At 64.9% G+C, this 14870-nt stretch carries 10 protein-coding genes; 2 read left to right on the top strand and 8 right to left on the bottom strand.

The window, feature by feature from the left end:
- Positions 1 to 71: 71 nt before the first annotated feature.
- Positions 72 to 1286: a 30S ribosomal protein S1 gene (locus tag BLV04_RS15660; protein ID WP_093034138.1), complete on the bottom strand. Its 1215-nt coding sequence runs from the start codon at positions 1284 to 1286 to the stop codon at positions 72 to 74.
- A gap of 395 nt (positions 1287 to 1681) precedes the next feature.
- Positions 1682 to 3862 carry a DNA helicase II gene (gene uvrD, locus BLV04_RS15655; RefSeq protein WP_093034135.1) on the bottom strand — a complete coding sequence of 727 codons (2181 nt, stop codon included), beginning with the start codon at positions 3860 to 3862 and terminating at the stop codon, positions 1682 to 1684.
- Between the two features lie 581 nt (positions 3863 to 4443).
- On the opposite strand from uvrD, the gene hemE reads away from it, so the two are divergent.
- Positions 4444 to 5508 carry a uroporphyrinogen decarboxylase gene (gene hemE, locus BLV04_RS15650; RefSeq protein ID WP_093034131.1) on the top strand — a complete coding sequence of 355 codons (1065 nt, stop codon included), beginning with the start codon at positions 4444 to 4446 and terminating at the stop codon, positions 5506 to 5508.
- Positions 5509 to 5769: 261 nt separating this feature from the next.
- On the opposite strand, the gene BLV04_RS15645 is transcribed toward hemE, so the two are convergent.
- Positions 5770 to 7203 carry an FAD-dependent oxidoreductase gene (locus BLV04_RS15645; protein WP_093034128.1) on the bottom strand — a complete coding sequence of 478 codons (1434 nt, stop codon included), beginning with the start codon at positions 7201 to 7203 and terminating at the stop codon, positions 5770 to 5772.
- A gap of 393 nt (positions 7204 to 7596) precedes the next feature.
- Between BLV04_RS15645 and BLV04_RS15640 the strand changes: the two genes are divergently transcribed.
- The gene (locus BLV04_RS15640; RefSeq protein ID WP_093034125.1) at positions 7597 to 8532 is read left to right on the top strand and encodes a DNA ligase; all 936 of its coding nucleotides are present in this window, start codon (positions 7597 to 7599) and stop codon (positions 8530 to 8532) included.
- A gap of 17 nt (positions 8533 to 8549) precedes the next feature.
- Here BLV04_RS15640 and BLV04_RS15635 read toward each other — a convergent pair whose 3' ends face one another.
- From BLV04_RS15635 to BLV04_RS15615, 5 genes are read right to left on the bottom strand one after another with little or no spacing between them, the layout of a single operon-like run.
- A complete protein-coding gene (locus BLV04_RS15635; RefSeq protein ID WP_093034122.1) occupies positions 8550 to 8852 on the bottom strand; it encodes a DUF3240 family protein in 303 nt (100 codons plus the stop codon).
- A 55-nt stretch (positions 8853 to 8907) separates the two neighbouring features.
- The gene (locus tag BLV04_RS15630) at positions 8908 to 9306 is read right to left on the bottom strand and encodes a hypothetical protein (protein ID WP_093034119.1); all 399 of its coding nucleotides are present in this window, start codon (positions 9304 to 9306) and stop codon (positions 8908 to 8910) included.
- Positions 9307 to 9363: 57 nt separating this feature from the next.
- The gene (locus tag BLV04_RS15625) at positions 9364 to 12450 is read right to left on the bottom strand and encodes an efflux RND transporter permease subunit (RefSeq protein WP_093034114.1); all 3087 of its coding nucleotides are present in this window, start codon (positions 12448 to 12450) and stop codon (positions 9364 to 9366) included.
- A complete protein-coding gene (locus BLV04_RS15620) occupies positions 12450 to 13538 on the bottom strand; it encodes an efflux RND transporter periplasmic adaptor subunit (RefSeq protein ID WP_093034109.1) in 1089 nt (362 codons plus the stop codon). The genes BLV04_RS15625 and BLV04_RS15620 overlap by 1 nt, the downstream gene beginning before the upstream one ends.
- A complete protein-coding gene (locus BLV04_RS15615) occupies positions 13535 to 14755 on the bottom strand; it encodes a TolC family protein (protein ID WP_093034106.1) in 1221 nt (406 codons plus the stop codon). The genes BLV04_RS15620 and BLV04_RS15615 overlap by 4 nt, the downstream gene beginning before the upstream one ends.
- Positions 14756 to 14870: the final 115 nt, after the last annotated feature.

Raw genomic sequence — 14870 nt, 5'->3', positions numbered from 1 at the left:
CGTATTCCGGGGCCGATGGCGGAACGCCACGTCGGTCGCAGACTGCATTTCGCGTACTGGCCCGAGGAGACTTAGGATTGGCCTTTCTTCAAAGACTCCTGAAGAAGCGCACCAAAGCTGCCCATGGTCTTCTCCGGGGCCTCGGCAGCAGGGGTGCCGGGCATGACGGCAGGCGTCTGCGCTCCGGGATCGATCCCCTTGGTCTCGTCGAGCGACAGGCTGATCCGACGCCGCTCCGAATCGACTCCCAGGACGGTTGCCTCGACAGGGTCGCCGACGTTCAGCACCTCGCTCGGATGGTTCACGCGTCGTCCGGCGCCGAGCTCGCTGATATGCACCAGCCCGTCGATCCCCGGGGCGAGCTCGATGAAGGCCCCGAAGGGTTGCAGCCGACTCACCGTGCCGCTCACGCGTTGACCGACGGGGAAGTTGCTCGCGGCCTCCTGCCACGGATCGCGGGCGAGTGCGCGAATCGAGAGCGCGATCTTCTCCCGGCTCTTCGGACCGGTCGGCGGCTCGATCCGCAGGACCGAGACCTCAACCGGCTGCCCGACGCTGAGGATCTCGCTCGGATGCTTCACATGACCGAAGGCCAGTTGACTGATGTGGATCATGCCCTCGAGACCGCCGATATCCACGAACGCCCCGTAGTCCTTCAGCGAGCTGACGACCCCGGACAGTACCGCGCCTTCGTGCAGTTGCGCCCGCGTCTCCTCGGCACGCTGACGCTGCTCCTCTTCGAGCAGGACCTTGCGCGACAGGACGAGATTCGGACGTCGACCGCCTTCGAATTTGGTGATGCGGAAATCGAGCCGTTGCCCGACCAGCTCGGAGAGGTCGTCGATAAAGCGGATGTCGACCTGAGAGGCCGGGCAGAAGGCACGCACCCCTGCGACCTGCACTTCGACCCCGCCTTTGACCGCCGCACTGACTTGACCTTGCACGGGCAGACCTTGCCGGTAGGCGCCCTCCACCTCCTCGATACCGTGATAGCGGTGTCCGTGCTGACTGCCGAGCAACAGCATCCCGGAATCCTCGTCCTTGCCCGTGACATGCGTCTCGATGGTGTCGCCGACAGCGGACTTGAGATTGCCTTCGGCATCCTTGAGCACCGAGACCTCGATGCGGCCTTCCGATTTACCGCCCAGATCGACGAAGGCGAACTCCTCGCCGATCGACACCAACACACCGCGCACCTTATCGCCGACGGCCGCCTCCCCGGCGCCGGACTGCGGATGGGTCTGGTCGAATTGCTTGAGGAGGTCTTCGAAGCTGGGTTCGGACATGGTTGCGGAGTGCCGTCGTCGGGTTGAGGGTCGCGGCTAAGCCGCGTCCGGAGTGAGATGCGTCGTCTCGGGATCATCGCTGTCTCGGCGCAGACCAAGGGTGTCGGCGAGACGCGGTTTAGGATTCAAACCGCGCCCGGTGCGGTATGCGTAATTTGTTGGATGGCTTGGCCGCGCCGGCTCCGACGACTGTCGGAGCCGGCGCGGTTTAAAGTATTAAAAATCTTAAATTCTAAACCGCGTCTCACTGGGATCAAGGATATCTCCGAAGCTAAAAGTACAATGAAAAATACGCATGTCGCTCTGGACGCGGTTTAGGGGATCAATGTAGAACAATTCGAGCGCGTGTCACAGCAGTGGTCGGATGATCCGTCGTCGAGCCCGAGCACAGTGCGTCAACCCGCTGGCTCGAGCCGAGCATAAGCCAGGACCAACCACTTGGCTCCCGCCTTCTGAAAATTGACCTGAATCCGGGCCGCGGATCCGCGACCCTCGCTGTTCAGGACCACGCCCTCGCCGAACTTCGGGTGGACGACGCGTTGGCCGAGCCTGAAGAGGCCGGCATCGCCGCTCGACATCGACGCCAAGCTCGGACTCGGAGCGGAGCTTGCTGTAGTGCGGTGGGTTGAGCTGCGCGCCCGGACCTCCTCGACCAAGCCAGGCGGGACCTCGCGCAAGAACCGAGACGGCATGGGGGCCTCTTCCCGTCCATAGAGCCGACGACTTTCCGCGTGGGTCACATAGAGCTCGCGCATCGCGCGTGTCATGCCGACATAGCAGAGTCGGCGCTCCTCTTCGAGCCGGCTCGGATCCTCGGCCGACAGACTGTGCGGGAAAAGCCCCTCTTCCAGCCCGACCAGAAAGACGACCGGAAACTCCAGACCCTTGGCGCTGTGCAGGGTCATGAGCTGAACGCTGTCCTCGAAACCGTCGGCTTGGGTATCGCCCGCCTCCAGTGCCGCGTGTGCGAGAAAGACCGCAAGCGCATCGGTCTCTTCCTCGTGCAGCTCTTCCTCGAAGCGCGCGGCCGTGTCGACCAACTGCTCCAGGTTCTCCACCCGGTCCTGGCCCTTGCCGTCCTTGTTCTTCTTGTAGAAATCAGGCAAGCCGGCCGCTTCGATCAGGGCAGTCACCAGCTCATGCAACGCCAGACTCTCCCGCGCACGCCGTTGATCCCTGACCAGATCGATGAAGCCGAGCAGCGCGGCACCGCCTCTCGGGCCCAGGACCGAGGTCCCGGTCAGATCGGCCGCCGCCTGCCAGAGCGAGACACGTGTCTCGCGCGCCTGCTGGCGCAACAGATCCAGGGTACGGGCGCCGATGCCCCGGTTGGGTGTGTTGACCACACGCTCGAAGGCGGCATCGTCGTCCGGGTTGGCGACCAGGCGCAGATAGGCGAGCGCATCGCGAATCTCCGCGCGCTCGAAGAACCGCAGCCCGCCGTAAACCCGATAGGGGATCTGGGCCTGGATCAACGCCTCTTCGAAGAGACGTGATTGGGCCGTGGTGCGATAGAGGATGGCGCACTCATCGCGCCGATGACCCTCGGTCTGGGTGAAGCGGCGGATCCGCTCCACGACGAAACGCGCCTCGTCGACCTCGTTGAAGGCCGTGTAGCGGCGGATCGGCTCGCCCTCGCCGTCTTGGGTCCAGAGGTTCTTGCCGAGACGCGTCGGGTTGTGGGCGATCAGCGCGTTGGCCGCGGCCAGGATGTTGCCGCTCGAACGGTAGTTCTGCTCCAGGCGGATCACTTGCGTGTTGGGATAATCACGCTGAAAGGATTGGATATTCTCGACCTTTGCGCCTCGCCAGCCGTAGATCGACTGATCGTCGTCGCCGACTGCGAAGAGATTGTCGTTCGCCCCGGCCAAGAGGCGCAGCCAGGCGTACTGGATGGCGTTGGTGTCCTGAAACTCGTCGACCAGGATGTGCGCGAAGCGCCGCTGGTAGTGCCCCAGGATATCCGGACGCTCGCGCAGCAGCTCCAGGGTCTTGAGCAGCAAATCGGCGAAGTCGAGCAGGCCCGAGCGCGCGCGCTCCTCCTCGTACTGACGATAGACCGCGATCATCTTGTCGGTGAAGAAATCGCCGCCGCCGTCCAGGTGGTTCGGCCGCAGACCCTCGTCCTTCTGCTTGTTGATGAAGCCCTGCACCTGACGGGGCGGCCAGCGTGCCTCGTCGAGCTGCATCGCCTTAAGGATCCTCTTGATCAGGCGGAACTGGTCGTCCGAATCCAGGATCTGGAACTGCTGCGGGAGCGCTGCGTCCTGCCAATGGGCGCGCAGAAAACGATGCGCGAGCCCATGAAAGGTGCCGACCCACATCCCGCCGATCGGCACGCCGAGCATGGTCTCGATTCGACCCCGCATCTCGCGTGCCGCCTTGTTGGTGAAGGTAACCGCCAGCACGGCGTAGGAGGGCACCTGCTGCACCTGGACCAGCCAGGCGATGCGATGGACCAGGACGCGGGTCTTGCCGGATCCGGCGCCGGCGAGCACGAGAAGGTTACCGGACTCAGCGGCGACGGCCGCGCGCTGAGCGTCGTTGAGGGGATCGAGAAGGGCGGAGACATCCATCGCCTGGATTCTACCCAACCAGCTCAGGCATGACATGTGTTCTTGTCGGCTGGCGCCAAGCGGGGAAGGGCGAGACCGGACGCAGGGATTCGGCAAAAAACATTTTAATTCAGTCTATTAGATGATCATCGGAGCTATGCGAGCGGGATCAGCCGGTTTCCCGGACGGATCCTTATTTAAAATAATTTAAATAAAAAGACAGTAATCTTAATAAGCGTTGTGGATAACTCCGCCGTGCCTAAAAAATAATCAAAGTCAACTGCTTGAGTCGATTCCTGGCTGTTTCCCGATGGTCGCTCAACCTGTGCATAACCGGTGTGCAAAAAGAGGCCGTCAAGGTGAACACACCTTATCCACAGACTTCTAGACCCTGTCGTGAACAGACTTATACAGTCGTCCGATCCTTGGTCCTCCCCCCACGAGCCGTCGCTGTTCGGCCTGCGTGCGACTGAGTGCTCGCACCGGAACGGCGAACTTCGGCACCTGCGTCCTTAGCAACCTCGTCATGAGCGAAACCCGTAGTAGAATGGGCGCCCGAACCACCGAGACTCCTTCTTCCTCGACTGCCCAGGTCCTGCTTCATGACGCCACTCATCAATGACACCTTCCTCCGTGCAGTGATGCGCGAACCCGTTGAATACACGCCGGTTTGGATGATGCGCCAAGCAGGCCGCTATCTGCCCGAGTACCGTGCGACGCGCGCGAAGGCCGGCAGCTTCATGGATCTGTGCAAGAACCCGGAGCTGGCCTGCGAGGTCACGCTGCAGCCGTTGGAGCGTTTTCCGTTGGATGCCGCAATCCTCTTCTCGGACATCCTGACGGTCCCGGACGCGATGGGGCTGGGTCTGTATTTCGCGGAAGGGGAGGGGCCGCATTTCGAGCGGCCGGTGCGCACGCAGGCCGATGTCGATCGGATCGCCGTGCCGGATCCGGAGGACGAGCTGCGCTACGTGATGGATGCCGTGTCGACGATTCGACGCGAGCTCGCCGGACGCGTGCCGTTGATCGGCTTCTCGGGCAGCCCCTGGACCCTGGCGACCTACATGGTCGAGGGCGGCGGCGCCAAGAATTTCTCGCATGTGAAGGGGATGATGTTCGACCGCCCGGACCTGCTCCACGCCCTGTTGGCCAAGACCGCGGATGCCGTGATCGCCTATCTGAACGCCCAGATCGCCCGCGGCGCGCAGGCGACCATGATCTTCGATACCTGGGGCGGTGCGCTGGCGCCGGCCAACTATCGCGAGTTCTCCCTGGCCTATATGCAGCGGGTGGTCGAGGGTTTGAACCGCGAGGCGGAGGGACGCGCCGTCCCGGTGATCCTCTTCACCAAGAACGGCGGTCAGTGGCTCAATCACATGGCCGACACCGGTTGCGACGGACTCGGCGTGGACTGGACGACGGATCTGGCCGACGCGCGCATCCTCACCGGCGACCGCGTCTCGCTGCAGGGCAATCTCGATCCCTGTGCGCTCTACGCCTCACCCGAGCGGATCCGCGAAGAGGTCGCGCGTGTACTCGCCAGCTACGGCAAGGGTCCGGGCCATGTCTTCAATCTCGGGCACGGGATCACGCCGGACGTGAATCCGGAGCATGCGGGGGCGATGGTTGCGGCGGTGCACGAGCTTAGTCGGCCCTACCACCGCTAAACCGCGTCCGGTGCGATAAAGGACGTTTTTGGATTGGGCTTGCGGTTGCGCGAGCCCATGACCTTGGTTGAGACGCGGTTTAGGATATTTTTTCGAAAGTGCGTCTATGGCTCCGCTCGAGCTCACCGACCCAGTGACCGATCCGCTTCCAAACCCTTCCTCGTTTTTCACCTCTGAATCGCGTCCCCTCGGACGTTGTTGGTGACACGGACGCCGAAACGGCCTCCAGCCCAACATACGCCTGCAAGGACGCGATTCATTTTAGACCGCCTCGGCTAGCGGCATGGCCTCGGATTCCGCGTCCACCTCTGCAGTCGCGTCACCCTGCCCGCGCGTATCCTCGTACCCCATCAGAAGCTCGCGCGCCAAGGATTGCTCGTCGATTCGGGCGCCTAAATAGGCCGCGATCGAGCGCATATCGGCCTCTCCGCTGCCCAGACAACTCGTCCCGCCGGGCGACGGGGTCATGTTGAAGATAAGACCGGCGTCGTTGGTGATCTTGGCCTCGCCCATGCGCAGCTTGCCGGACGTCTTGTCGATCAACTGGGGTCGCAGCCCGCCGAAGCGTTCGGCATAGGTGATGTCGGCCGCCTTGATGGAGGGGACGATCTTGCGGATCTCGCGCACGAAGAGATGGCGGTTCAGTCCCGGTACCTCGTAGAGAAGGTTACGCAGGATATAGTGGCGGATATCGCGCTCTTTGAGCATGGCCCAGAAGGCTGCGGCAACCTGCCGATCGAACCTCAGGACCTTGAAGAACTCCGGAATGCTGTCGCGGTTGTAGCGCTCGAGCATCGGCAGCATGAAAGCGGTCGGCCCGAAGCGGGTCTTGCCGGTTTCCTTGATGTCGTGGTCGCCGTGGACCGCGGCGAACGGCAGGCTTGGATTCTGGACGGTGTAGACCTTGCCGTTCAGTGCCTCGGGGGCGAAATAGAAGGATCCGGCGACCGGCATGCAGGAGTATTCCAAGCCCAGCCCCATCTCCTGCGCCATCAAGAGCGAGTGTCCGCCCGCGCAGACCACGAGTGCCCGCGCCTTCAACAGACCCCGGTTGGTCTCCAAGACGTAATCCTGGCCGTCGCGGCGGATCTTATCGACCTTGGTCGAGAACAACTGGGTGATCTGCTTGGAGGTTTGTCGGTCCAGCCGCACGCAATCGGCCGAGAAGGATTGGGCCAGGGCCTGGAAGTCGACGGCGCAATAATCATCCCGTGTGCCCGTAGCGACGATCTCCTCCTTGCGCCACGCGCCGTCCACCAGGGCGACGTTGGGCTCGATGTCGGCGATGTCCTTGCGCTCGAGCAGCTCCATCCGCGGGTAGAGCCCCTTGAAGCGCTCGTAGCGGTCGCGGATGTAGCGACATTCGGTCTCGCCCACGCCCAGCACCATCTTGGGCATCCGGTGGACGATCCGATCGCGATCCCGGGGCGCGAGCTTGGTCGCGTAATTGATCACCATGTAGGCGGTACGCTTGATGGCGCGCGCCTTTTCGAGCGTATAGTTGGTCTCGATGTCGCCGCAGTGAATGGTTTGGCTGTTGTTGTGCGCGTGCGAGTTGACCGTGGCGATGCTGTCGTATTTTTCGACCAGGCAAAGGCGGTTCAGGTCGGTGTATTTCGCCAGTTGGTAAAGGAGTGCGGTCCCTGTGACACCGGCCCCGACGATCAAGACGTCATAATGGGTAGAAGCAGTCATGGTGGTGTGTTCCTGACGTGCGGCGGTTAAGCCAAGCGCCGGGGCAGATCGTTCCGACCTGTTCGGGACGATTTTTTGTGCGGCGCAACAATTACGTCACACTAGCCGATGTCGAGACAGGAAAGAACGCCGCCAGGTGGATTTATAGTATTGAGTAAAACAATCGGATTTAGGCTTGGTGTTGTCGGTCGAGGTTTCGTGGGACCCTGATGGCGAGCCGTGCCGACGGATGTATCCGAACAACGGCGATCGATCACGGCCGCATCCGCGAGCGACCGCCGGGTTGCATCGGCGGCGCCAGCGCCCTTCTCGATTCGATCTGTGTACAAATCACTTGCGTGAAGCAAGTCTAACGCTAAAGTAGACGCATCGAAAATAATCGGGATGTGATCGATGCCGCATGGGACGCGTCTTCGCTTCGGCCTCTCGCTGCTGCTGCTTGTGTCGGTCGTGCCGCGCGGCTATGCCGGCGTACCCGACGAAGTGTCGGGAGCTGTCGCTGGTGTCCCCGCATCGAGCCTCGACTCGGCGGGCCTCTCCTCGACAACGGCAGAGGCATTGCCCGATCTGGCGTTGGCCGAGGTCTATCGTCCGGGCCTCGATCTCGGCGATTACCTGGTCAGCGAGAAACTCGACGGCGTGCGCGGCTACTGGAACGGCCGCCGTCTCATCACGCGCGGCGGCCTCCCGGTCAAGGCGCCCGTCTGGTTCACCAGCGGTTTTCCCGCGGTTGCGCTCGACGGAGAGCTCTGGATGGGACGCGGGACCTTTGCTGTCCTGTCGGGCACGGTACGACGATTGGAGCCGGATGAGGACGCATGGCGTCGTGTCCGCTATATGGTGTTCGACCTGCCCGACCATCCGGGGGGGTTCGAGACGCGCCTGAACGCGCTGCGCGCGCTGATCGCGGCCACACCGAGCCCCTATATCGGTCTGGTCGCGCAAAACCGCGTCGCGGATCATGACGCCTTGATGGCCGCCTTGAACCAGGTGGTTGCCGCGGGGGGCGAGGGCTTGATGCTGCATCGACGCGATGCGGCCTACCGCATCGGACGCTCGGCCGATCTGCTCAAGGTCAAGCCCTACCTGGAGGCCGATGCCCGGGTGATTGCGCATCTCCCGGGTCGAGGCAGACACGAGGGCCGGTTGGGCTCGCTGCTGGTCGAGGAGGCGGACGGCACCCGCTTTCGGCTCGGCACCGGCTTCAGCGATGCCGAGCGCGAGGATCCACCACCCGTCGGCAGTCTCGTCAACTTCAAGTATCACGGGCGCACGACGAACGGCCTGCCGCGTTTTGCGAGCTTCCGGCGCCGGGCAGAAACGCTGTAGGCAGACCCGCACGAGGCTCAAGCTAGGCGACCTTGTGCGATGGCGGGTACCAACCAGAAATGAATACCGCTGCCGCCGAAGTCCTCACCCAAGCCAGCGAGCACCCCTTGAGCAGTCTCCTCCGGGAGCAGCAGCATGAACATCACTCGGCGACTGCGCCCGGCGACCTGCTCGGCGGTGGTCATGGACCGTTCTGAGGAGCCGTGTCCGGCGACCGCGCTGCTGGTGAAGCCCGGGATGTCCTCGCGCTCCAAAAGCCACTCGACGAGAGCGTCTTCCGCCTGTAGGGGGACAATTAGATGAAGTAGTTGGTGCGGCATGTGTCGGTCTCGGATCGGGGCTGGGATGGCATGGCATTGATGCGCCTGACGGCGATCAGTGTTCGGCCGTGATCTTGCCGACCCGATGGGCCACCTCGATTGCTGCGGTCCCGGACGGCACGTCGGGCACCAGCGTGCTGAAGCTCGCCTTTTGCGGATTGGATCGCGTCGGTGAATAACGGACCATCGAGGTGTCTTTCTGCGCGAGCAACGAGCCGTTCTCGTCGAGCAGCCGGATCTCGACATGGCCGAGTATTCGCCCGGAGTGGGGTTGGCGCTTCGCGACCCAGCCCTTCACCTCGAGTCCTTCGGGCGAGAGTCGGTACGTGACGTCGGTCGGGATCACCGATGTCGTCTCGTCGATGAGCAGCTTCAGATCGGCCGCATGGCTCGGGATGACGGCTGCGGTCATCAGGAACAGGGCCGCGAGTGCGTTTAAGGTTGGCTTCAACATGGTTGCTGTCCTCCTAAGGGTCATGAGTCCCTGTTGTCGGGCGTCGCCCTCGAACGATTAGATCCGCTCCGCGCCGAAACGTCGGTAGAGGATCGGCAACAGGATGAGTGTGAGCAGGGTCGCCGAGACCAACCCGCCGATGACGACGATCGCCAGCGGGCGCTGGATCTCGGATCCGGGTCCGGTCGCGAAAAGCAGCGGCACTAGGCCGAAGGCCGCGATGCTCGCGGTCATGAGCACCGGGCGCAGGCGCCGCCGCGCACCTTCGACGACCACCTCCTCCATGGGCCGGCCGAGTGCACGCAGCTGGTTGAAATAGGTGACCATCACCACGCCGTTGAGCACCGCGATGCCGAGCAGGGCGATGAAGCCGACCGAGGCCGGCACCGAGAGATATTCGCCGGTGAGGGCCAGCGCGAAGACGCCGCCGATCATGGCGAAGGGCACGTTCGACAGGACCAGCGCGGCCTGTTTCACCGAGCCGAAGGCCGAGAAGAGCACCAGGAAGATCAGCACAAGCGCCACCGGCACCACCAAGGCCAGGCGGGCCGCAGCGCGCTGCTGGTTCTCGAACTCGCCGCCCCATTCGAGCCGATAGCCGGGCGGCAGCTCCACCTGCTCGGCGACCGCCGCACGCGCCTCGTCGACGAAGCCCACCAGGTCACGCCCGTCGACGTTCGCGATGGCGACCGCCATGCGGCTGCCGCGCTCGCGCCCGATCGCCACCGGTCCCTCCATACGCTCCATGTGCACCAGGTTGTTCAGAGGCACGGCGCGCCCGTCTGGCAAGGAGACTTGGAGCCCGGCGAAGCGTGCGGGCGACTCGCGCAGCGCCTCGGGACCGCGCACCAGGAGCGGGCGGCGTTTGCCTTCGACATCCAGCGTCCCGACGGTGAGCCCCTCGACCTGGGCCCGCAGCAGATCGGCCAAGGCGTCCGCGTCGACCCCGAGTCGCCCGGCCTCGAGACGGTCGACCACCAGATTCAGGTATTGGGCGCCGTCGTTGCGCGGGGTGTAGACATCCTGTGAGCCGGATATGCCTTCCAGCACACCGACGATCCGCTCGGCAAGCCCGTTGAGCGTGTCCGAGTCCGGGCCGAAGATCTTCACCGCAAGATCGCCGCGCACCCCGGTCAGCATCTCGGAGACGCGCATCTCGATCGGCTGGGTAAAGGCGTAATCCATGCCGGGGAAACGGTCCAGCACAGCGCGGATCGCGTCCATCAGCTCGTCTTTGGTCGTGAAGCGCCAGGTCTCGTGCGGCTTGAGCACCAGGAAGCTGTCGGTCTGATTCAGCCCCATGGGGTCGAGACCGAGCTCGTCCGATCCCGTGCGCGCGATGATCGACTCCACCTCGGGCACCTCGGCAAGGATCGCCGCCTGGACCCGTTGATCGATGGCGATGGACTCGGCCAGGTTGATCGAAGGCAGCTTCTCCAACTGGACGATCAGATCGCCCTCGTCCATGGTCGGCATGAAGGACTTGCCGACCTGGGTGTAAAGTGCGCCCGCTGCGATCAACAGGGCCAGCGCGCCACCCAGCAGAACCCATTGATGGCGCAGGCTCCAGTCGAGCACCGGGACATAGATCCGGGTCAGGATGCGCACCAGCCAGGGTTCGGCGTGCTCGGCCTCACCATGCCCCGCGCCCTTGCCCAACAGGTAGGAGGCCAGGACCGGGATGACCGTCAGCGAGAGCAGCAGGGAGCTGGCGAGCGCAAAGACGATGGTCAGCGCCACCGGCATGAAGAGCTTGCCCTCCAGTCCCTGCAGCGTCAGCAAGGGCAGGAAGACGATGATGATGACCAGGATCCCGGAGGAGACCGGCAACGCCACCTCGCGGGTGGCCCGATAGAGGATGTGCAGACGCGGCAGGCGTCCGCCCGCGCTGCCCCGATTGAGCTGCGTCACCAGGTTTTCGACCACCACCACGGCCGCGTCCACCAACATGCCGATGGCGATGGCCAGGCCGCCCAGCGACATGAGATTGGCCGACAGCCCGAACTGCCGCATCAGGATGAAGGTCGCCAGGGCCGACAGCGGCAGGATCAAGGCGACCGTCAGGGCAGCGCGCAGATCGCCCAGGAAGAGTACCAGGAGGATCAGGACCAGCACCGTTGCCTCGATCAGCGCCTTGGTGACCGTGTGCACCGCCTTGTCGACCAGGACACCGCGATCGTAGAAGACATCGATGCTCACGCCCTCCGGCAGCGCCGGCGCCAGCTCGTCGAGCTTGGCATGGATGCCGCGCACGACCTCGCGCGCATTGGCACCGCGCAGGGCCAGCACCAGACCCTCGACCGCCTCCCCGGTACCGTTGCGCGTGACCGCGCCGTAGCGGGTCAGGGCCCCGAAACGCACCTCGGCGATATCGGCGATCCGCACCGGTTGGCGGGCATCGCCCCCGACCACGATGGCGCCGAGATCCTCCAGCGTCTTGATTGCCCCTTGGCTGCGCACCAGCAGCACCTCCTCGCCGGCGCTCAGTCTCCCGGCGCCGTCGTTGCGGTTGTTCGCCGTGATCGCGGCCGTCAGATCCGCCAGTCTGATCCCACGTGCGGCCATGCGGGCATTGTCCGGAACCACCTCGAAGCTCGTGACCAGGCCGCCGAGTGCATTCACATCGGCCACGCCGGGCACGGCGCGCAGGGCCGGGCGGATAGTCCAGTCGAGCAGATCGCGACGCGCTTCCAGGGTGAGATCGCCGCCCTCGATGCTGAACATGAACATCTCCCCGAGCGGCGTGGTCATGGGCGCGAGCCCGCCTTCCACGCCGTTGGGCAAGTCGCCCCAGATGGCGCCGAGCCGCTCGGCGACCTGCTGACGCGCCCAAAAGATATCCGTGCCCTCGGCGAAATCCAGGGTGATGTCGGTCAGGGCATACTTGGCGATGGAGCGCAGCATCGTCTGGTTCGGGATGCCGAGCATCTCCAGCTCGATCCGATTGGTGATGCGCGTCTCCACCTCCTCGGGCGTCATCCCCGGCGCCTTCACGATGATCTTCACCTGGGTGGTGGAGACATCCGGGAAGGCATCGATCGGGGTGGCTTTGAAGGCCAGCCAGCCGCCGCCGATGAGCGCCATCATGGCCAGCAGCATCAGAAGCCGCTGGGTCAGCGCGAACTGGATCAGACGGGCGAGCATTATTCGGCGCCCCCGAGCCAGGCCGCCTTGACGGCGACGACACCGGTGACCGCGAGGCGGTCGGCCGTGCTCAGGCCGCCTGCGACCACGGCACTGCCTTCCTCCTCGGCGAGCACCCGCACCGGGAGCGCTTCAAAGCCGCCGTCCCGATTCACGAACACATAGGCGTTACCCGCATGGCGTACCACGGACTCCAGCGGGACGCGCCAACTCTCGCCTTGGGCCTCCGCGCTCAATTGGACCTCGACGAACTGACCCGGACGCAGACGCTCGGTCCCCTCGGTGATCTCGGCGCGCACCAGCACGCCTTGGTCCTGACCATGGACCATCCGCCCGATGGTCACGATGGTCCCGGCGGTGTCCTCGCGGGGCAGGAGGACGCGCCCGCCTTCCTGCACCCCGACGATGCGTTCCACGGGAACATGGATCTCGAGCCACAAGGGATTGAGCTCGGCCACCCGGTAGAGCGGGGCGGCGGTCGCGACCGACTGACCCGTGCTGACCATTTGCTCGAGCACCACGCCGCCGATCGGCGCGCGTACCGGCAGCCGACTGGTCAGCCGTCGGGTGCGCGCGAGCGTCATGATGTCCTCGCTGCCGAAACCGGCCAGCTCCAGCAACTGAAGACGCTGCTCGACCATCGTCGTCAGCTCGCGCTGCTTGGACTGGCTCTCCAGCAGACGCCGCTCTGCGATCACGCCTTCGCGGAACAGGGTCCGGTCGCGGGCCAGCTCGGTCTCGATCAGCTCGAGCCGCGTCAATGACTCCAGATACTGACTCTGGGCGTCCACCAGCTCGGGACTGCGCAGCTCGGCCAGGACTTGGCCGACTTCGACCCGCTCGCCCTCGGCGACCAGAAGACTCTCCAACACGCCGCTCTGCGGCGCCGCCACCACCCGCATCTGCCGGTTCGGCACCGCCACCTCGGCCGGGTAACGCCGGGTCAGGGTCTCTGCGGCCGGGAGCGGGGCGGTCAACGTGATGCCGAACGCGCTCTGCTGGTCGGCATCCACGGCGATCAGGCTCGCGGCGTAGACGGTGCTGCCCGGCGCCAGCATGGCGAGGAGCAAAAAGAGGGTCGGCTTCATTCCGGGATCACTCCTAAGGCTTGATTGAGCCGGGCCAGGGCGCGGCCCTGCTCCAGGCGGCGCAGCTCCAGATCCATGCTCGCCTCGCGAGCGCGCTCCTCGGCACGCAGCAGCTCGGCGAGATCGGTCTCGCCGAGATCGAAGGCGCGGTGCATCAGACGCAACGCGTCCTGCGCGAGCGCGTGACGGCGCTCGGCAACGGAGAGGGCCTCGGCCGCGCCGAGACGCTCGATGTCGGCGCTGGCCAGGGCCTGCTCGGCTTCCAGACGGATGCGATGCAGCTCGGTGAGCCGCTCGGTGTAGGCGCGTTCGGCCGACGCCAGGGCAGGCGCGGATTGGCTGGCCAGACCGAAGGGCATGCTGACCTCGATCTGCAATGCATCCAGGGCGTCCTCGCCGCGCAGCTCCTGAGCGCGCTTGCCGCCAAGGCTCAGGGTCGGATGGCCGCGACGGTCCGTCTCGACCTGCTTGCGATCGGCACGCGCACGGGCCAAGGCACCGTCGCTGTCGGCCAGCAGCGGATGGTTCGGCGGCAGCACGGGGGCTGTGTCGGATGTCGGCAGCGGGGATTCGGTGAGGGGCTCGGGCAGGCGGTCGGCGCCGGTCAGGTGCCGATAGGCGTCATGCGCACGTCGGGCCTCGACCTGGGCGGACTGCAGATCCACCTCGCGGCCGAGTGTTTCCTGCCGGGCCAGCAAGAGGTCGACCCGCGCAAGCTCCCCGGCATCCGTGCGTTTGGCGACCGTTGCCTCCAGGGTCCGCGACGCATCCAAGGCGATCTCGGCCTGACGCAACCGTCCCTGGGCAAAGGCGGCCTCCCAGGCGGCCTGTCGAACCCTCCCGGCCATCTCCCACCGCAGCAGACGGTCGAGCGTTCCGGCTTGGCTGTCGATCGCACCGGCCACCTCCCGCCGGGCACCGCGCTGACCCGGCAGCCAGAGCGGCAGATCGACCATCGCCTCCCATTCGTTGGCCCCGCCGCCCTCGGTCAGTTCATCGGATAGATATTTCACCCGCAGCGCGGGATCTTGCGCGACGAGACTTCCCGCCTGCGTGCGGATCGCATCCGCCTCCCGCCGAGCGGCGGTCACCCGCGGCGTCTGCTCTGCGAGCGCCAGCGCGGCGCCGACCGCCTCGGCGAGGGTCGTCGCTGCGGCACTGCCGGCACCGGTCAGCAGCAGACCGATCAACGGGATGATGAGAAGGGGACGAGACATGGCTCCGATCGCGACCTGCGTGAGGTGGACACGAGGGAGAGACTAGGGGGTCAAACTGAATCGGTGCTGAATCCCGGAGTGCGCTTGAGAAAGACGGGGTTTAGATGCGAAATGG

The sequence above is a fragment of the Thiocapsa roseopersicina genome, from assembly GCF_900106925.1.
Taxonomy (GTDB): Bacteria; Pseudomonadota; Gammaproteobacteria; order Chromatiales; family Chromatiaceae; genus Thiocapsa; species Thiocapsa roseopersicina.
The sequence above is the reverse complement of the archived record's forward strand: the minus strand, read 5'-3'. Positions and strand labels throughout refer to the sequence as shown.